The sequence below is a fragment of the Pontibacterium granulatum genome (assembly GCF_029961155.1).
GTDB classification, from domain to species: Bacteria; Pseudomonadota; Gammaproteobacteria; order Pseudomonadales; family Balneatricaceae; genus Pontibacterium; species Pontibacterium granulatum.
Genome location: NZ_JASBRH010000027.1, coordinates 34,898 through 54,142, shown reverse-complemented (window position 1 = coordinate 54,142; position 19,245 = coordinate 34,898). Strand labels below are relative to the sequence as shown.

17 protein-coding genes are annotated in these 19,245 nt (G+C 54.5%); 11 read left to right on the top strand and 6 right to left on the bottom strand.

The genetic code is table 11. The annotated features are described in order from the left end of the window. Positions 1 to 412 precede the first annotated feature (412 nt). Positions 413 to 2,293, top strand: coding sequence for a methyl-accepting chemotaxis protein (locus QKW35_RS18415; RefSeq protein ID WP_282355496.1), 1,881 nt, complete (start codon positions 413 to 415; stop codon positions 2,291 to 2,293). A gap of 38 nt (positions 2,294 to 2,331) precedes the next feature. Here QKW35_RS18415 and QKW35_RS18410 read toward each other — a convergent pair whose 3' ends face one another. Further along, positions 2,332 to 3,228, bottom strand: coding sequence for an HDOD domain-containing protein (locus QKW35_RS18410; protein ID WP_282355494.1), 897 nt, complete (start codon positions 3,226 to 3,228; stop codon positions 2,332 to 2,334). Between the two features lie 507 nt (positions 3,229 to 3,735). Between QKW35_RS18410 and QKW35_RS18405 the strand changes: the two genes are divergently transcribed. The 9 genes from QKW35_RS18405 to QKW35_RS18365 all read left to right on the top strand — a co-directional run bounded on the left by QKW35_RS18405 (position 3,736) and on the right by QKW35_RS18365 (position 12,072). After that, a complete protein-coding gene (locus QKW35_RS18405; protein WP_282355493.1) occupies positions 3,736 to 3,948 on the top strand; it encodes a hypothetical protein in 213 nt (70 codons plus the stop codon). A 406-nt stretch (positions 3,949 to 4,354) separates the two neighbouring features. After that, positions 4,355 to 4,828: a MarR family winged helix-turn-helix transcriptional regulator gene (locus QKW35_RS18400; protein WP_282355491.1), complete on the top strand. Its 474-nt coding sequence runs from the start codon at positions 4,355 to 4,357 to the stop codon at positions 4,826 to 4,828. A 239-nt stretch (positions 4,829 to 5,067) separates the two neighbouring features. Next, complete coding sequence (gene pqqA, locus QKW35_RS18395) at positions 5,068 to 5,139, top strand: pyrroloquinoline quinone precursor peptide PqqA (RefSeq protein ID WP_282355501.1); 72 nt, start codon at positions 5,068 to 5,070, stop codon at positions 5,137 to 5,139. Between the two features lie 143 nt (positions 5,140 to 5,282). Continuing rightward, complete coding sequence (pqqB, locus tag QKW35_RS18390; protein ID WP_282355489.1) at positions 5,283 to 6,203, top strand: pyrroloquinoline quinone biosynthesis protein PqqB; 921 nt, start codon at positions 5,283 to 5,285, stop codon at positions 6,201 to 6,203. A gap of 31 nt (positions 6,204 to 6,234) precedes the next feature. Next, the gene (gene pqqC, locus QKW35_RS18385) at positions 6,235 to 7,005 is read left to right on the top strand and encodes a pyrroloquinoline-quinone synthase PqqC (RefSeq protein ID WP_282355488.1); all 771 of its coding nucleotides are present in this window, start codon (positions 6,235 to 6,237) and stop codon (positions 7,003 to 7,005) included. Continuing rightward, complete coding sequence (gene pqqD, locus QKW35_RS18380; RefSeq protein ID WP_282355487.1) at positions 7,002 to 7,289, top strand: pyrroloquinoline quinone biosynthesis peptide chaperone PqqD; 288 nt, start codon at positions 7,002 to 7,004, stop codon at positions 7,287 to 7,289. Before pqqC ends, pqqD begins: the two co-directional genes overlap by 4 nt. 115 nt (positions 7,290 to 7,404) lie before the next feature. Continuing rightward, positions 7,405 to 8,577: a pyrroloquinoline quinone biosynthesis protein PqqE gene (gene pqqE / locus QKW35_RS18375; protein WP_282355486.1), complete on the top strand. Its 1,173-nt coding sequence runs from the start codon at positions 7,405 to 7,407 to the stop codon at positions 8,575 to 8,577. Between the two features lie 68 nt (positions 8,578 to 8,645). Beyond that, positions 8,646 to 10,544, top strand: coding sequence for an alpha/beta hydrolase family protein (locus tag QKW35_RS18370; RefSeq protein ID WP_282355484.1), 1,899 nt, complete (start codon positions 8,646 to 8,648; stop codon positions 10,542 to 10,544). 784 nt (positions 10,545 to 11,328) lie between these two features. After that, positions 11,329 to 12,072, top strand: a complete 744-nt coding sequence (locus QKW35_RS18365; RefSeq protein WP_282355483.1) for a spermidine synthase — start codon at positions 11,329 to 11,331, stop codon at positions 12,070 to 12,072. Positions 12,073 to 12,090: 18 nt separating this feature from the next. Here QKW35_RS18365 and QKW35_RS18360 read toward each other — a convergent pair whose 3' ends face one another. Next, positions 12,091 to 13,029 carry a DMT family transporter gene (locus QKW35_RS18360; RefSeq protein WP_282355482.1) on the bottom strand — a complete coding sequence of 313 codons (939 nt, stop codon included), beginning with the start codon at positions 13,027 to 13,029 and terminating at the stop codon, positions 12,091 to 12,093. Positions 13,030 to 13,184: 155 nt separating this feature from the next. Here QKW35_RS18360 and QKW35_RS18355 point away from each other — a divergent pair, with 155 nt between their 5' ends. Beyond that, entirely contained in the window at positions 13,185 to 13,646 is a 462-nt protein-coding gene (locus tag QKW35_RS18355) for an Lrp/AsnC family transcriptional regulator (protein WP_282355481.1), read from the top strand. A 191-nt stretch (positions 13,647 to 13,837) separates the two neighbouring features. On the opposite strand, the gene QKW35_RS18350 is transcribed toward QKW35_RS18355, so the two are convergent. The 4 genes from QKW35_RS18350 to QKW35_RS18335 form a co-directional block, all read right to left on the bottom strand. Then, positions 13,838 to 15,619, bottom strand: coding sequence for an acyl-CoA dehydrogenase family protein (locus tag QKW35_RS18350; RefSeq protein WP_282355480.1), 1,782 nt, complete (start codon positions 15,617 to 15,619; stop codon positions 13,838 to 13,840). Between the two features lie 90 nt (positions 15,620 to 15,709). Continuing rightward, a complete protein-coding gene (locus tag QKW35_RS18345) occupies positions 15,710 to 17,356 on the bottom strand; it encodes an acyl-CoA synthetase (protein ID WP_282355477.1) in 1,647 nt (548 codons plus the stop codon). A gap of 55 nt (positions 17,357 to 17,411) precedes the next feature. Then, a complete protein-coding gene (locus QKW35_RS18340; RefSeq protein ID WP_282355475.1) occupies positions 17,412 to 18,206 on the bottom strand; it encodes an enoyl-CoA hydratase-related protein in 795 nt (264 codons plus the stop codon). A 40-nt stretch (positions 18,207 to 18,246) separates the two neighbouring features. After that, positions 18,247 to 19,092 (bottom strand): 3-hydroxybutyryl-CoA dehydrogenase, encoded by an 846-nt coding sequence (locus QKW35_RS18335; protein WP_282355474.1) that lies wholly within the window; start codon positions 19,090 to 19,092, stop codon positions 18,247 to 18,249. Positions 19,093 to 19,245 lie beyond the last annotated feature (153 nt).

The following is a 19,245-nucleotide window of genomic DNA, read 5'->3' as shown; positions in this document are numbered from 1 at the left end:
GTAGCGTGATTTCTTCATTGTTAGCTCTCCGTATTGGCGTAGTGTACGCCGGAGAACTCTAAATGTGGATGCCGCTATTTTAGGGGAGGTTTACACATTCTTCTGGTTTCTCACATCTGAGTTTTTCAACTTCATGGCATATATTCCGCTGCGTTAAGTCGGGTTCGTCCTGATCATGTCGTCCTCAGACATGAAATTATTTAATGCACGTGATGGTTTTCTTAAATATTTCCTATATATGCCGATAGTTTCATATATTGAACTGAGCCTTCCAGTTGGATAGGCTCTGTCGATACTTCTTTGGTCTAAAAATAAGATTTCATCTGGATGTAATATCCGCTAGAGATAGTCCGGCATGATGGATAACAGGACCAAGGAGCAACACTACCAATGGCATAACAAGGGTTCCCTGATGAAAGTCTCACACAAAATCGCGTTGTTTGCCTCGACCATTGTGGTCCTGGCATTTTCGGTTTTTTCATGGGTGCAGTACCACAGTGTGAAAGACGCGCTGTATGAGAGTACAGCGACGAATACCGCAGAATCGACTAAAGCTTTGGGTGAACAGATCACCAACTGGCTGAACGGAAAACTGGCACTGATCGATATGATGGCAGAAACCATCAATGAAGATTTCAGTGTCGAGACAATTCAGAATACGTTTAACACCCCACTTCTGAAGAAAGAATTTATCCTCATTTTTGGTGGCCTGGACACCGACGGTGAGCGCATCACCAATGATCCGACTTGGAATCCACAAGGTTGGGATGCCCGCAAGCGTCCGTGGTATCCCTATGCCCGCAGCCACCAGCGTGCGGTGCTGACCGATCCTTACCCTGATGCAGCGACCAAGGAGATCCTGATCTCCGCAGTGGCCAACATTTACGACAAAGGGGAGTTCAAGGGGGCTTTTGGTGGCGACCTGAGCCTTAAGACCGTTTCTGAAGCAGTGAATACACTGAACTTCGACGGCACCGGCTACGCGTTTCTGGTAAGCGCAGATGGCAACATCATCAGCCACCCGGAAGCGGAGCTGAACGGTAAATCCCTGACCGAGTTCTTTACCGCGGGTGTTCCACGCTTTTCCGAAGAGCTGCAGGAAACCACGGTTGCCGGCCGTGATGTCTTTACCTCCTACTACAAGCTAGCCGGTCTTTACGGCAGTGAGTGGTACGTGGGTGTGGTACTGGACAAGTCCAAGGTGATGGCCGAAGCGAACGCTTTTGGTTGGGCGGCATTAATTGGTACGCTGATCAGTGCGTTGCTAACCTCTGTAGCAATCTACATGGCGGTATCCCGCACGTTGCAGCCACTGCAGGCGCTGAAAGATTCTCTCCAGGAGATCAACAGTGGTGAGGGTGATCTGACCAAGCGTTTGGAAGTAACCACCAAGGATGAGTTCGGCCAGCTGTCGGAGGAATTTAACCGCTTCTTGACGTATCTGCAGGAACTCGTCGGCCAGGTGAAGAATATCTCCGTAGATGTACGCGCAAATACCGATATGACAGCCGCGTCTGCTGAAGTGGCTTCCGGGCAGTTGCAGCAGCAGTTGTTCGAGCTGGATCAGCTGGCAACCGCAATGCATGAGATGTCTGCGACCGCGCAGGACGTGGCTGCCAATGCGCAACGTACCGCAGCCTCCTCACAGGCGGTGGATGAAGCAACGCATACCGGTGTTGAGGTGGTTTCTCAGACCACAACATCCATTGAAGGCCTGGCACGTGATATGGAAACCGTGGTGGGTACCATCAATGACTTGTCCTCCTACAGTGACAACATTGCATCCATTCTGACCACGATTACCGACATCGCTGATCAGACCAACCTGCTGGCACTCAACGCGGCGATTGAGGCGGCACGTGCAGGTGATCTGGGACGTGGTTTTGCGGTGGTTGCGGATGAGGTGCGCGCCCTGGCATCCCGCACCCAGCAGTCCACTGAAGAGATCAAAGATATGATCCAGCAGCTGCAGGCGGGTGTGAAAAACGCCGAAGTGGTGATTCTGAAGGGACGTGACCGTGCCAACGAGACCCAGGCTATGGCCGCTGAGGCGGATGGTGTTCTGGGTAGTATTCGCGAGAGTATTCAGGACATTAACCAGATGACCCTGCAGATCGCGACCGCAGCGGAAGAGCAGAGTGCAACAGCGGAAGAGATCAACCGCAACACCTCTAACATCCGTGATATCAGTGGCAACGTATCAGACCAGGCGCGTGAGCAGGAAAGCAACTGTAACGCCATGGTACAGCTGACCAGTCAGCAGGATAGCGCACTATCTAAGTTCAAGGTGTAAAATAGGCTGCATATTGGTTGTGTCTGAGTAGGGGCCGCTCAGGCGCAGCCGATGCTTACCGCCCAGTTATGTGCTTTCTGTTGCAGGAAGCACAACTCCTCTGCCAGACGTTGGAAGGGTAGGTCCACTTCACCCCATGCCTCGTGCGTGCAGTTCTTGGCTAATTTCTTAGCAAATTCTTTTTCCGGCAGGTCCAGCCATTCCGGGGATTTGGTCAGGCAGATACTGATAAAGTCCGCCAGTTGAATGATCAGCAACAGATTGCGGAAGCCCCGAGGTACCTGTTGGTTTCGGTAGATACCGTAGCGATGATGAACGCGTACCATATTGCAGAGCACCTTTGGCAGTTGCCAGTGTTTGCAGGCAATCAGGCCCACCTGGGAGTGGTCATAACCGATCGTCTTACGCTCAACCTGGGGCAGTTCCTCGGGAGATGACCAACTGGTGCTTGGTGTATCTGCCAGCGCTTTCGGCGCCACATCAAACATCACAAATCGGCCGATGTCGTGCAACAGACCACTGATATAGGCGAGCTCTGGATTAACGCCAAACTCTTTCATGGTCAATGCCAGGTGCTCGGCATATATCGCGGTTTCGATCGCGTGGGTCCACAGCAGTTGGTGTTCGGCTTGTACGGGCAGGAAAACGCGGGTCACGCCTACGGTCGCAATGTAGTTTGAGATACTTTCAGTGCCGATGCGGGACATTGCGATTGTCAGGCTGCTGATCGGCTGAGTCGTACCCGATGCGGCGGAGTTGGCGATCTTGAGAATCAGGGTGGTCAGGGACGGGTCTTTACGTGCAAGTGCAACCACCTGTTCAAAGTAGTCTTCCTTGCATTTATCCAGCGCCATCAACTCGGCCAGAACAACAGGTAAAAACGGGAGTTGTTTTACCTGCTCTTCAATATCACGAAGTTGAGGGGGCATATCCATCGCAGATGTTCCATGGTCAGGGAAAGTTGAAGCTATTGATAGTGTATGAAAAGCCGCACATAAGTTACAGATTAAAACGGCATAAACTTATACTTGTGACTGAAAATCAGATGGTTAGTAACTTATAGCAAACGACTTTTGGTTTTGTTTAAGCTGTCTGGCGGCGTTACCAGAGCGCAGGAATTATGTTTGAACGCATTAATAAAGCTCCCCGTTTTGATTACGTAGCGTTGATTGCACCGCGTATTGGTCGGTTCAGTAATATTTCTTGGATTTACGTTGCTTTCTGAACCATGGTTGGTGGATTTTTCTTTTAATAAGATATAAATAGAAAAATTTTCTGGAATTTAGAAAACTACAGTAACCCTGTGGGATTCGGGGATTTGTAACGGTAAAGTCTGCCCGAACTGTTCAAACAGTAGCCAAAATTCAGTTTTAGAACGTTAAACATCGATCTGTAATTCTGGTCGATGTAACTCGTGACAGATCCCGAAGAAAATAATGACAATGACTAAGACGTTCAATTTCTCTCCGATCCGCAATATCTACAAAATTCGTCAGATGGCTGCCGACAGCTGGTGGGTTTACATGCACAAGCTGGGTGCAAACGGTGAACTGAGCAACGCTTCCCGCGTAGTGTTCTTTGGTAAAAGCCGCGAGCAGGTTGATCAGTGGATTGAAGGCAAAGATGATGTTGTCTTCATTCTGGCTGACAGCTGATTGATACGCTTTCAGCGCCTGAAATTAGGGCGCTGAGATAGATGGCTGCGGTGATGCTGTTAATCGCCGCGGCACTAAATCGCATCCCTCCCACTCGTCATACTTTAGGGTATGAGATGTCTTTCTGCGCCTTGTGCGGGGCACATGGCGGGACACATTTATCAAGCACCGCCGGCCGGCGGAAAATTACGTTTACGTAAAATACCTGTAATTCGCTCGTTTCTGTCCGCATCATTTGTTATTTTCTTAAAACGCTCCAAATTACGTAGCTGTTATTCCATAATCAGTGAAATCACCTCTACCCGTTTGCCTGTGTTTGTGCGGAAGGTTTTTAGTGGGTATGTGACTTTCCAGAAACGTTAGCTGGATGTCTCCCTGGCATCCAGTGCGGAGAAGGATAGAGCCGATGACTGGACAATCCGACAAGCTGGAGAGGTCTCGTCCCTCCAGTGAGGCGTTTGAGCTCGACGAGTTTCCATTCTATTGGATCGCTCGGGTGAACGCTCGATATGCGCTGGAGATGGAGAAAACTCTCAAGCCGATGAACATGGATATTTCCCGCTGGCGGGTGGCCATGCTTCTCAATGTGCACGGTGAAATGAGCATCTCCGATATTGCCGAACAAGCCCTCGGCAAGTTACCCACCATTACCAAGATTGTGTACCGCATGCAGGATGAAGGCCTGGTTGAGGCCTATCCCTCAGATCATGATGGCCGTGTGACCCTCGTACGCCTGACGGAGCAAGGGTACGAAAATGTGACCTATGTATTTGCGAATACGCAGGACGTGTTTAAAAAAGCCTTCAAGGGTTTTTCTGAGCCGCAGGTTCGCAAGGTCAACAAGCTGTTGGGAAAGCTGTTCGATAACCTCAACAGCTGACAAGATTGTTTGCAGTCACTTTTCCCACGCTTTAACTACTTTCAACTCCTGCTGAATCGCTGTTATTTGCAATCGTAACTGCGTGGATCCTGAAGTTTTCCCATCTATCTAACGTACTACTACTGGTCTAATTCAGGACCTTTTTCGTTCCAAAGTACCATATGGGTTCCACGGCCCCATTTCTATTATCAATCTGGTAACTCCTATTCAAAGCAATAACAACCAGAGGGTATTACGTTATGTGGACTAAACCAGAATACAAAGACATGCGCATCGGCTTCGAAGTAACCATGTACTTCGCAAACCGCTAAGCACTTTGCGCAAAAGTTACGACGCTCCGTTCGTGGCTTTTGCGTTTTCCCCTCTGGGGTTTCCCAACCGGCAGGAGCCGGGCTCACTACGACGGGCGCCGCACTGATGCGGATCTGACGGTCACCAGCGCAAAAGAATAATAATGAAAATACACGTTTTAGGCTCAGCCGCTGGCGGTGGCTTTCCTCAGTGGAACTGCAACTGCCGTAACTGTCGGGGCGTGCGCGAAGGCACTATTAAAGCCCAGCCACGTACCCAATCCTCTATTGCTGTCAGTGCCGATGGCGAACACTGGATCCTGTTTAATACCTCGCCGGATATCCGTGCCCAACTGGACAGCTTCGGACCGATGCAGCCGGCGCGTGCGATCCGTGATACCGGTATCTCGGCCATTGTCTTTATGGACAGCCAGATCGACCATACCACCGGTCTGTTGATGCTGCGCGAAGGCTGTCCGCACGAGGTGTGGTGTACCGATATGGTGCATCAGGATCTCACCTCTGGTTTCCCGATCTTCAACATGCTTGAGCACTGGAACGGCGGTATCAACTGGAACCGCATTCCAATCGAAGAGGGCGCCAAGCCGTTTACGATTCCGCAGGTGCCGGAGTTGAAGCTGACCGCCGTGCCCCTGCTCAGCAGTGCGCCGCCATACTCGCCGCACCGTAACGATCCCCATCCGGGTGACAATATCGGTATCAAAATCGAAGATACCCGGACCGGTAAAACCCTGTTCTATGCACCTGGCCTCGGCCAGATCGAACCCCACCTGCGTCCTGTGATGGAAAGCGCCGACTGTGTAATGGTCGACGGCACCATCTGGCGTGAAGACGAGTTGATTGTTTCCGGTGTCGGCGACAAGCTCGGTACCGCCATGGGCCATCTGCCCCAGTCCGGGCAGGGTGGGATGATCGAGTACCTGGATACGCTGGAAAAACCACGCAAGGTACTTATCCATATCAACAACACCAACCCGATCCTGGATGAGGAGTCGCCGGAGCGCGCCGAAGTACTGGCCCACGGCATAGACATCTCCTACGACGGCATGAGTATTGAACTCTGATCGGGTCCTGATAAAAAACAGGAGCGTGCATATGAACACACAGGTAACCGAAAACAAACTGCCGATGTCCCGCGAAGAGTTCGAACAGGCTCTGCGTGCCAAGGGCGATCTCTACCATATCCATCACCCCTACCACGTGGCGATGTACAACGGCAGCTGCACCAAAGAACAGATTCAGGGGTGGGTTGCCAACCGCTACTACTATCAGATCATGATCCCGATGAAAGATGCGGCGATCATGGCCAACTGCCCGGATCGTGATACCCGCCGTCAGTGGGTGCAGCGTATCCTCGACCACGACGGTTACGATGAGGCGGAAGGTGGCATCGAAGCCTGGCTGCGCCTGGGTGAAGCTGTGGGCCTGACTCGCGAAGAGATCATCTCCCAGGAACATGTGTTGCCGGGTGTACGTTTTGCCGTGGATGCTTATGTGAACTTCGCCCGTCGTGCGACCTGGGAAGAAGCTGCGAGCTCCTCCCTGACCGAGTTGTTTGCTCCAAAGATCCACCAGTCCCGCCTGGATACCTGGCCGGATCACTACCCGTGGATCGACGCAAACGGCTACCAGTACTTCCGCAACCGCCTGACCGAAGCGCGTCGCGACGTGGTGCACGGCCTGGAGATCACTCTGGATCACTACAAAACCCGCGAACAGCAAGAGCGCATGCTGGAGATCCTGCAGTTCAAGCTGGACGTGCTCTGGTCGATGCTAGATGCGATGACCATGGCGTACGAACTGGACCGCGCGCCGTACCACACAGTGACGGGTGAGAAGGTATACCACACAGGGTTGTTCCGATGATTAGCAACGAATCAATCCCAACCCTGAACACCATGTTTCGCTTCCAGTGGGAGCAGGCACAGAACAGTTATGTACTGCTCTACCCGGAAGGCATGATCCAGCTGAACGGCCCGGCCGGCGAGATCCTGGCGCTGGTAGACGGCGAGAAACCGGTGGCAGGGATTGTTGCTGATCTTAAGGGCAAGTTCGGTGACGTGGATGGTTTAGAAAGCGATGTGCTGGAGTTTCTGGCGGAAGCTCATAAGCAACGCTGGATTGAGATCAGTAGATCCAATGTAGGGTAGCCTTCAGGCTACCGGCAGCCTGAAGGCTGCCCTACAACAGTGAGTAGGTTCGCCCCTAAATTGCGACCCACAGTGCAATTACGTACATAACTATAAGAAGAATACGAGGTATCCCATGTCCTCCTCATCCTGCAACGGCTCTCCTTCTCTGAACTCTGTTCCAACCCACGGCCAGCCACTGTGGCTGCTTGCCGAGCTGACCTACAAATGCCCGTTGCAGTGCCCGTACTGTGCCAACCCGCTGGATTTTGCCAACCGTAACACTGAATTGACCACCGAAGAGTGGATCAAGGTGTTCGAAGAGGGGCGTAAGCTGGGGGCGGTGCAACTCGGCTTTTCCGGTGGTGAACCGTTGGTACGTCAGGACTTGGTTACGCTGATCAGTGAAGCGAGGCGCCTGGGTTACTACACCAACCTGATCACCTCCGGTGTAGGCTTGAACGAGCGTAAAGTTGCCGAGTTTCGTGATGCGGGGCTGGACCACATCCAGGTCAGCTTCCAGGCAGCGGATGAGAGTGTGAACAACATGCTGGCGGGCTCGCAGAAAGCGTTCAATCAGAAGCTGAAGATGGCGCGGGAAGTGAAAGCACAGGGTTACCCGATGGTGCTCAACTTCGTGACCCACCGTCATAACATCGATCAGATTGATCGCATCATCGAACTCTGTATTGAGCTGGAGGCAGACTACGTCGAGCTGGCCACCTGCCAGTACTATGGCTGGGCATACGAGAACCGGGAGAACCTGCTGCCGACTCGTGCTCAGCTGGAACGGGCGGAACGGATCACCAACGAGTACCGCGAAAAGCTGGCTGCGGAAGGTAATCCGATCAAACTGATCTTTGTCACGCCGGACTACTATGAAGAGCGTCCCAAAGGTTGCATGAACGGCTGGGGCCAGGTATTCCTGACCGTGACGCCGGACGGCACGGCATTGCCGTGTCACAGCGCCAAGATGCTGCCGATCGAATTTCCCAATGTACGTGACAACTCCCTCGACCATATCTGGAACGAGAGCTTTGGTTTCAACCATTTCCGGGGTTACGAGTGGATGAAGGAGCCGTGCCGCTCCTGTGATGATAAGGAGAAAGACTTCGGCGGTTGTCGCTGCCAGGCCTACATGATGACTGGCGATGCCACCAATGCGGATCCGGTGTGCAGCAAGTCGGAACACCACCACCTGATCACTGACGCGCGGGCTGAGGCTGAGCAACCGCTGGATAGCTCCAAGATGCTGTACCGGAACGAGCGCAATTCACGGGTGTTTTTCAGTTCCTCAGAGTTTGAGTGATTAATACTTGAACAGATCTGGTAACGCCGTGCTTTCCTGAGCTAGGCTCAAGGGTACCACTGTGATTAATGAGTGAGGCTCAGGGAATGCTGCCAACATCATCCCACCAACCTGGTCTTTGGCCATCGTCGTTTACTGCTGAACATGCCCTGCAAGGTATGAAAGAATACGGACAGTTGCAGGCGGGTCCAAATCAACAACTCTTCTGGGTGGAATACCAACCTGAAAATGATGGCCACACGGTTATCTGCAACTGGCAGAATGGAGTTATCAGCACGGTTTCACCACCCCAGATCTCCGTGCGCAGCCGGGTGCACGAGTACGGTGGTCAGAGTTGGTGTTTGTTGGATAAGGCGCTGGTGTTTGTGCATGGAGACGATCAGCAGCTCTGGCTACAGCCGTTTGATGGCGAAGCATCACGGCTGACCCACACCTCCGAATGTCGTTATGGCGCGCCCGTGTGGGACCGGTTACGTAATCGGTTGATTGTAGTGCAGGAGGAGCATCCGCCAGGCGATAATCCTGCTGATGTGATCAATCGTTTGGTTTCCGTTTCTCTTGAGGATGGAGAGACTTTTGTTCTGCACGAAGGTTTTGATTTCTACGATCAGGTCGCATTGGGAGCCGATAGCAACGGCTCGCTGATCGCCTGGATCAGCTGGGAACACCCCGAGCAGCCTTGGACCGAGACCCAGCTGTTGTTTGGTCGACTGGATGATCAGGGCCAGTTGGACCAGATCCAGGCGTTGGGGGATGAGCAGGCGCTGACGCAACCCCAATTTGATAGCCAGGGCCGTTTGCATGTGATAAGTGACCACAACAACTGGTGGCGAATCTATCGGGTGGAGCAACAGCCGGATCGCATAGAGCTGCGGGTGTTACCGGGTCAGGACGAAGCGGAGTACGCCGCTGCGTCATGGCAGCTGGGGCAGAGCAGTTATCTGCTGCTGGAAGACGGTTGGGTCGCACTGAGTCACCGCGATGGCATGGGCGCGTTGCAATTTCATCGTGATGGACAAACAAAACGAATCGCTGGGCAGTACAGCAATTTCCGCAGTCTCTCCAAGAGTGGTTCAACACTCTATTGTGTGGCTGCCTCGACAACGGTGAGTCCAGCATTGATTGCTGTTGATCTGGAAAACGGCAATGTCGAGGTCCTCACCGGTGGACAGCGCCCGCTACCGGCAGAAGAGGTCTCAGAACCGCAGCATCTAAGCTTTAACGTGGCAAAAGAGCAGGCCTTTGCGTTGTTCTACCCTCCTGCCAACACCACAGAGCAGAGCGATCAGTTGCCGCCGCTGGTGGTGTTTCTGCACGGTGGCCCTACATCCGCCGCTTACCCGATCTTTAATCCCAAAATCCAATACTGGACCCAGCGTGGTTTTGCCGTGGCCGACCTGAACTACCGTGGCAGTACCGGATATGGACGGGATTACCGCATGAAGCTGCGTAAACAGTGGGGTGTGGCCGATGTGGAAGACGCGGTAGCGCTGGTCGAACACCTGTCTGAGCGACAATTGATCAATCCGGCCCAGGTCTTTATCCGGGGGGGCAGCGCAGGAGGATATACCGCGCTGGCTGCATTGGCGGAGAGTGACTGTTTCACCGCCGGTGCCAGCCTCTATGGTGTCAGCGACCTGAATGCATTGTGTGTCACAACCCATAAGTTTGAATCACGCTATCTGGACTGGCTGATTGGCGATGCGCAGTTCGATGGCCACGTCTATCAGGCACGTTCCCCGGTCATCAAGGCCGATAAGATCAGGTCGCCGGTCATCTTTTTCCAGGGATTGCTGGATAAGGTGGTACCACCCGAGCAAACCGATCTGATGGTAAACGCCCTGCGGGCCAATGGAGTGAAGGTGGAGGTTCACCGCTATGCCGATGAATACCATGGATTCCGTGATCCGGCAGTACAGCAGGAGGTGCTGGAGCTGGAGTTGGCGTTCTACCAGCGCGCATTGTGATGTTGGGGTCGATGGAGTGATTCCGTTTGAGACCAAAGTACTAGTCGTTTTCGTGCTATCGCAGAAGATGCCCCACAAAGGAACTCCGGCAGAATAACCACATGTTCATAGCTGATATCAGGTGAGTCAGTTTTACCTTGAACACCCATTCGGGAGCGAAGCTGTTTGTAGGCTTTGTCCGGTTCTGGCCTCCAACGCCTAAGGCCATTACGTTAGAACCGTTTTCTCCTGAGCTCTGACCGTCGTATATTCTGCCCGCCCCCAAGCGGGCTTTTTTTTGCCTGGAATTTGATGAGGTGGTTCATACTGGATCCTGTAGGGCTGGCCTTCAGAGGGTGTAGCAAACATACTGCTCTGGCTGATACGGCGTTTAAACCTGCTCAAAATGCTCACTTATACCTACACATTGTAGGGCAGCTTTTAAGCTGCCGGCAGCGTAAACGCTGCCCTACAAATCCCTATCAGTCTATCCCGCCCTAAATGCGTTTTCGCAGCTTTTGCCTTGTCTCAGCTACGCTCATTACGTTTTACAACACCCTCTTCAAGCTGCAGGCAGCGTGATCACCTACGATGACGACGTTGCGCTACAAATTCCTATCAGGCAAAGCCAATGACAAAAACAGTACGCATTCTCAGGCAGGACTCGGGAACGAGGAGAAAGGTAGCCTTTCCCGATAATCGACGATGAACTTTTTTTGGGCTGCATATATGAAGAAATTTCTGTGACTTCACCTTAAAGAGCGGGTAGGGTAGCGGCCTTAGAACATGCGTCTCAGGAGCAGCTATGGCCCTTCCCGGTAAAGAGATCTACCGTGGCTACGATGAATTTGGTGTGGTATCCGTGGTGGAAGATGGCCACAAGCGTTACCTCGCCTTTGGCGAGAACGACGAGCAGAGTTGCTGGCTGAAGCATGAACCGCTCTCACCGCAGCATGAATATGTGCGTGCCATGTTGCTGGTGCTGTTGTTCAAGGAACCCAAGCAGGTGATCAGTCTGGGGCTTGGGGCGGGCAGTCTCAACAGTTGTCTGCACGGTCACTATCCATCGCTTAAACAGCAGGTGGTCGAGCTGCGCCCCGAGGTGGTCAACGTGGCCTACAAGTACTTCCAATTGCCCCGTGGTAAACGGCTGCAGGTTCACACCATGGATGCTAACGAGTTTCTGCAAAGCGTGGAAACCCGCAAGGCGGATGTGTTGTTCAGTGATATTTATGGTGCAGATGGGCTGGATGAGCAGCAGCTTGATCCCAGCTTCCTGATGAACTGCCACGACCGTCTGAAAGAGGACGGTTGGCTGGTTCTGAACTGCTGGCGAGAGCATCAGGGAGATGATGCGCTGGAAACCCTGACCGAGATCTTTGACGATGTGCGTAGCTGCGCTACGCAAAGTGGCAACTGGATTGTCTTTGCCGGTAAACGGACCAGCAACCGTTCCGCCAAACAACTCAAGAATGATGCGCGGGAGTTGAGCCAGAAACTGGGCTTCGCGTTAAACGCGCACCTCGGTCGCTTGAAGGAGCACAGCTAGGCTGCGCTCCTTGCAGGTTTAAACCGTCGCCTTATCCCCACTGGTAACCTGTTCACGCTGGCTTTTAAACTTGATGCCGCTGGCCAGCAGCACGCCCACCATAATGATCAGGACACCGCACAGGGTGCTCAGGGAGAGGTTTTCACCCAGTACGGGAATTGCGGCGATCGCCGCCAGGGCCGGGGTGAACGATCCAAGGGCCGCGGTTTTTTCTGCCCCCAGATTGCTGATCGCGATACCGTACGTCACACCACCCACAATGCCTGCACCGATGCCCTGCGTAAGCAGGAATGGCCATAGCTCTGCCCAGGCCGTTTGACTGATGGTGGATTCCACCGCACCGGCTCCCAATAGCCCGCCCAATATCAAGGCCGCACTAGTACAGAGCAGCGCCGTCGCTTCCATCGGGTTCAGGCCCGCAACGCGAAGTCCCACCGTATACAGGGCCCACAACAGGGTAGCCCCCAAAAAGGCCAAGTGTCCGCGCCAATACCCCGTCTCAACGTTGATCAGCGCATCACCCAACAACAGGATGATCCCCAGCAGAATGGTGCCCAAACCCAGCAAGCGACGTTTCGGCAATGGCTCGCCGAACACCAGTACGGCAAGGCCGGTGACAAAGAGCGGTGCGCTGCCGGGTACCAACGCGCCTGCATGTGCAGCCGGGGCATAGCTAGTGCCTACAGAGACCAGATAAAAGAAGGGCAGGCCGCCAAGCATAATCATCAGGCTATAACGCAGCGCCATGCGGCGCACTTTGGGCCAGCATTTGTACAACCACGGCAGGAATACAATGGCGGGCAGCGCAAAGCGCATCAGCCCGAGGTCCGCCGTGGTAAGTGAAGACTGGTTTCCCGCGCGCATGGACAGCAGAAAACCCACCCAGATCACCAGGGTCGCCAGCATCGCAGTCAGGCCTTTGAAGTTAACGGCCGGTTCGCCACGGTATTGGTTCATCGAAGGACGTCCTGTGCATGTTGAAGAGGCGGCTATTATCCGAGAAACGCGGAAGTGGAAAGTTGCTATTTTGCTTGTAATTAAGGTTGATGTTGGATGAAAATTGCGCGTATGGTTTTGTTTTTGGCATATTGTGGCTGGATGAGTGTTGGCGTATGAAAGTAGATGAGATCGACCTGAAAATTCTGAAGATCCTGCAGCAGGATGGACGCCTGAGTAACGCGGAGATCGCCGAGCACGTGGCGCTGTCGCCGTCACCCTGTTTGCGTCGCCTGCGCCGGCTGGAGGCTGAAGGGGTGATCCAGGGGTACCGTCCGCAGCTTAATCGGCAGGTGGTGGGCTTGGGCATGACGGTGTTTGTACAGGTGAAGTTGCATGATCACAGCGCGGAGTCCGTGGAGGGGTTTGAAGACGCCGTACGGGCGATGGATGCGGTGGTGAATGCACACACTGTGTCCGGGTCTGCGGACTACTTGCTGGAGGTGGTGGCGGAGGATCTGATCGATTACGACCGATTGGTGAAGCGGATGCAGCGGCTGAAGATGGTCCGGGAGATTGAGAGTAACTTTGCGTTGCAGGCGGTGAAGACGGAAGCGCCTTTGCCGTTGAAGTTGTAGAGGTTAACTATATGGTGGGGAGACATCCTTTTGTAGGGTAGCCTTTAGGCTACCGGCAGCCTCAAGGCAGCCCTACATCAAACGCACAGATAATGGAAAAACGGTGACGCAAAAAAAAGCCCTCAATGGAGGGCAAAAGGCATCTTGTCACAAGTCAGGTGTGACGGGGATGTGATCAGCGGGTGGGCTGATCAGAACTGCTCGGTATCAATCTCACACGCACCGCTCAGGCCGCTCATCACCACATCGGCATGGCGGTTGGCACGTGGCAGATAGTTGTCTGCGAAGAACTCCGCAGTAATCAGTTTGGTGCGCAGGAAGTCATCAGCGTATTCGCCGCTACCCATCAGTTCCTGTGCCGACAGGGCGCTTTTCGCCAGTAACCAGCCGCCGCAGAGGAAGCCGTGCATCATCAGGAAGTCGACACAGACACTGCCTGCCAGGTCGAGGTTGCTAGCAGACTTATCCAGCAGCCAGCTGCGTACCTGCATGGAACGCTCAACGGCAGTGCGCAGTTCGCGGTGCAGTTTGGCGAAGACAGCAGAATCCACCGTCGCAAGAGCATTCACGGTGATCATCATCTCGCTCTGTAGGCTTTCCAGCGCAGCACCCTGATCCATCAGCATCTTACGTCCGATGAAGTCCAGGGCCTGGATGCCGGTGGTGCCTTCGTAGATCGGCAGGATACGGGCATCGCGGTAGTGCTGGGCAGCACCGGTCTCTTCGATAAAGCCCATACCGCCGTGTACCTGGATATTCAGGGAGGTCAGTTCCTGGGCGAATTCGGTCATCCAGCCTTTAACGATTGGCGTCAGCAGGTCAACGCGTGGCTGGTAGTGTTTAGCTACGTCTGCGTCGTTGCTGTGGGCTTTATCCACATCGGACGCAGCGACGTACGCCAGGGCGCGCATCGCTTCGATACCGGATTTTTGCGCCAGCAACATGCGGCGAACGTCCGGGTGCTCGATGATCGCCATCTTGCTGCCGTCTTTGCGGGTGCCCTGGATACGCTCTTTGGCGTATTCAACCGACTGCTGGTAGGCACGTTCGGAGATGGACAGGCCCTGCAGCCCCACAGACTGGCGGGCGTGGTTCATCATGGTGAACATGTACATCAGGCCTTTGTTGGCTTCGCCCACCAGGTAACCTTCGGCACCGCCGTTGTCGCCAAAGCTCATCACGCAAGTCGGGCTGCCGTGGATACCCAGTTTGTGCTCCAGAGATACGCAGGCCACATCGTTCAGTTCACCCGGTTCGCCGTTAGCATCCAGCTTGAACTTCGGCACGATAAACAGGGAGATCCCTTTTACACCGGCAGGTGCATCCGGCAGGCGGGCCAGGACCAAGTGAACCACGTTGGAGGTCATTTGGTGGTCGCCCCAGGTGATAAAGATCTTCTGACCGGTGATCCTGTATAGGTCACCGTCAGGGATCGCCTTCGCCGCAACCGCCGCCAGGTCGGAACCCGCGTTGGGTTCGGTCAGGTTCATGGTGCCGGTCCACTCGCCGCTGATCAGCTGCGGCAGGTACTGGGCTTTCAGCTCGTCGCTGCCGTGGGCGATCAGGGCTTCAACCGCACCCTGGCTCAGCATCGGGCACAGTGCAAACCCCATGTTGGCGGAGTGCCACAGTTCGTTAACCGCGGTGCCCAGCACGTTGGGCAGGGCCTGGCCGCCAAATTCTTCGGGGCCGGTCAGGGTTGCCCAGCCGTTTTCCACGTACTGCTGGTAGGCGTCGGCAAAACCTTCGGTTTCGATCACTTTGTTGTCTTCCAGGCGGGCGCCTTTCTGATCACCAATGCTGTTCAGTGGTGCCAGTACATCAGATGCCAGTTTGCCGGCTTCTTCGATGATCACGGAGGCCAGTTCGCTGTTTACTTCTTCAAGGCCGGCTTCGCTGCAGTACTGGTCAAACTTCACCAGTTCCTTGATAACAAAATTCGCATCCGTGTATGGGGCGGTGTAGGTGCTCATAATTCTTTCTCTTGCTTGTAGCAGCCGGCTCCGACGGCGACAACAAATAATGTTGAGTGTCGCCCTCAGAGCGGGCTGCTACGGTATTAATTAGCTTTCGGTGGTTTCCGGATTGTTCGCACGCTCACGCAGCAGGAACTTCTGGATCTTGCCGGTGCTGGTTTTGGGCATGTCGCCAAAGACCACGGTTTTTGGTGCTTTGAAGTGCGCCATGTGGTCGCGGCAGTAAGCGATGATCTCTTCGGCAGTCACCGCGTCGGCGTTGTCTTTCAGGGAAACGAAGGCACACGGAGTTTCACCCCACTTCTCGTCCTTCTTCGCTACAACCGCAGCTTCCTGAATCAGTGGGTGGCTGAACAGCACGTCTTCTACTTCGATACTGGAGATGTTTTCGCCGCCGGAGATGATGATGTCCTTGGAACGGTCTTTGATCTCCACGTATCCGTCTTCATGCCAGACTGCCAGGTCGCCGGAGTGGAACCAGCCGCCTTCAAAAGCATCGGCGGTGGTCGCTGGGTTTTTCAGGTAACCCTTCATCACCAGGTTGCCGCGCATGAAGATCTCACCCATGGTTTTGCCGTCTTTTGGCACCGGCTTCAGGGTGACTGGATCGGCGACCATCAGGTCGTCCAGCATCGGTGCACGTACTCCCTGACGGGATTTCAGGCGCGCCTGTTCTTCGACAGATTTTTGGTTCCACTCGTCATGCCATGCGCAGACTACGGATGGGCCGTAGGTTTCGGTCAGGCCGTACACGTGGGTCACTTTGAAGCCAAGCTTCTCCATCCCTTCGATGACAGACGCCGGTGGTGCAGCACCCGCGGTCATCACTTTCACCGGGTGGTTGATGCCAGCTTTCAGCTCATCGTCGGCGGAGTTCAGCATATTCAGAACGATTGGCGCGCCACAGAAGTAACCGACTTTTTCGTTCTTGATCAGGTCAAAGATTGCATCGGCACGGACGTGACGCAGGCAGACACTGACACCGGCCATCGCCGCGATGGTCCATGGGAAACACCAGCCATTGCAGTGGAACATCGGCAGGGTCCACAGGTACACCGGGTGATGTTCCATTGCCCAGGACAGCGCATTGCTGTTGGCGTTCAGGTAGGCACCACGGTGGTGGTACACCACACCCTTCGGGTCACCAGTGGTACCGGAGGTGTAGTTCAGGGTGATCGCTTCCCACTCGTCGTCCGGCAGCAGGTATTCGAAGTTTTCGTCGCCGTCTGCGATGAAAGCTTCGTAATCGGTGTCACCGATCAGTTCACCGTCGGTCCAGTGCGGATCGTCGATATCGATAACGAATGGTTTTTCCTCCAGCAGTTCCAGCGCGCCTTTAACTACCTTGCTCATCTCCTTGTCGGTGATCAGCACCTTGGAACCGGCGTGCTTGAGGATAAAGGCCACGATCTCGGCATCGAGACGGGTGTTGATGGAGTTCAGTACAGCGCCACACATCGGTACGGCAAAGTGGGCTTCAAAGTGCTCCGGCAGGTTAGGGGCCATGATGGAGACCGCGTCACCTTTCTGAACGCCTTTCGCCTGCAGGGCGCTGGCCAGTTTTTTACAACGAATGAATGTTTCGGACCAGTTGCGGCGGATCTCTCCGTGAACCACTGCAGGACGATTTGGATAAACGCCGGCGGCCCGCTCCAGGAATTTGATCGGGGTTAGCGCAGCAAAGTTAGCGGCATTCTTGTCCAGGTTCGTCTCGAAGGCTGATCTGTTATTCATTATTGTTTCCCTCGTTATCGTTGCGTTGTGGGTTAGGCGGTAACGACCCTGGCCGTTACTGCCCGGTGAATTCTGCTGTGCGGCGCTCGGTGAATGCGCCCATACCTTCCTTCTGGTCTTCGGTGGCGAAGCTCAGGCCGAAGAGGTCGCTTTCCATACGGCAGCCGTTTTCGATGTTCTGATCGCCGGAGACCTGTACCAGGCGTTTGCAGTGACTGACCGCCAGCGGTGCGTTTTTCGCAATCGCTGCAGCCATCTCTACACCGCGCTCCAGCAGCTGTTCAGGCGGCATCACCTGGTTACAGAGACCGATGCGCAACGCTTCGTCGGCTTTGACCTTCTCTCCGGTCAGCAGCAGCTGGGCTGCCATACCCGGACCGACGCGGCGTGGCAGGCGCTGGCTGCCACCAAAACCCGGTGGCACACCCAGAGTCACTTCCGGTTGACCGAAGACGGCGTTGTCCGCTGCCAGGATAAAGTCGCAGGCCATCGCCAGTTCGCAACCACCGCCCAGACAGAAACCGTTAACCAGTGCGATCACCGGCAGGCGGGAGTTTTCGATGCGGTGCATCGTAGCCATGCCGATTTGGGAGAAATCACGTGCCTGCTGGGCGTTCAGATCCTTCATCTCAACGATGTCCGCACCGGCAGCAAAGGCCTTGTCCCCGCTACCGGTAATCAGCAGCACACGTGCGTCCGGTTGGCTCTCAATCCAGGCCACGGCGCTGGCGAGTTGTTCCAACACCTGTTGGTTGAGGGCATTCAGTGCCTTCGGCCGGTTCAGGGTGATCAGCCAGACGCCCGGTTGTTGTTCGGTAATAAACAGTTGGGTAAATGCTGCGACGTTCATATCGGTCTCCGTCATCTTGTTATTCTCACTCCGTGCGGAATCAGTACTGGTAGAAACCACGGCCGGATTTGCGGCCCAGGTAACCCGCATCCACCATCTGGCGCAGGTACGGTGCTGGGCGGTATTTGCTGTCGCCGAAGTTTTCGTACAGCACGTTCATGATGCTCAGGCAGGTGTCCAGGCCGATCAGGTCAGCCAGTGCCAGCGGGCCGATCGGGTGGCTGGCACCCAGTTTCATGATGGAATCGATCTGCTCGACCTCGGCACACCCTTCCTCCAGCGCAAAGATCGCTTCGTTAATCATCGGCAGCAGGATACGGTTAAGGACGAACGCGGCTTTGTCTTTTACCGGGATTGGTTCTTTGCCCGCACGCCTGGCGGCTTCCACTACCTTCTCGGTGGTTTCCGGAGCGGTTTGCAGACCGTTGATGATCTCAACCAGTGCCAGCACCGGTACCGGGTTCATGAAGTGCATGCCGATCACTTTCTCCGGACGGGAGGTCTGCGCGGCCAGACGGGTGATCGACAGCGAAGAGGTGTTGCTGGCCAGGATCGCATCCGGTTTACACAACTCATCCAGCTGCTTGAAGATCTTGTTCTTGATCTCTTCGTTTTCGGTCGCGGCTTCAATCACCAGATCGCAATCGGCGAGGGTGTTCATGTCCGTTTCGGTACGGATGCGCCCCAGAATAGCGGATGGGCGCTCTTCGATCAGGCCTTTGTCCTGTAACTTGGTTAGGCTGGTTTCGATCACCGACAGGGCTACGTGCAAAGCGTTTTCGTTCAGATCAACCATCACCAGCTCATAGCCGGCAGTTGCCATCACCTGGGTGATACCGCGGCCCATCTGGCCTGCACCAATTACACCGATTTGCTGAAAGGACATGTTGAAACCTCGCGTTTACTACTGGGATTAACGGGGATTGGTATGGGCGACCTGTCGGACGTCCACGAAGGAGAGGACCGGTAAGCGATAGCGCGCAGGTATAGGGGGACAGTGCGCAGCCATCGCCGTGGAAACAGTGTATTGGGAGGACGG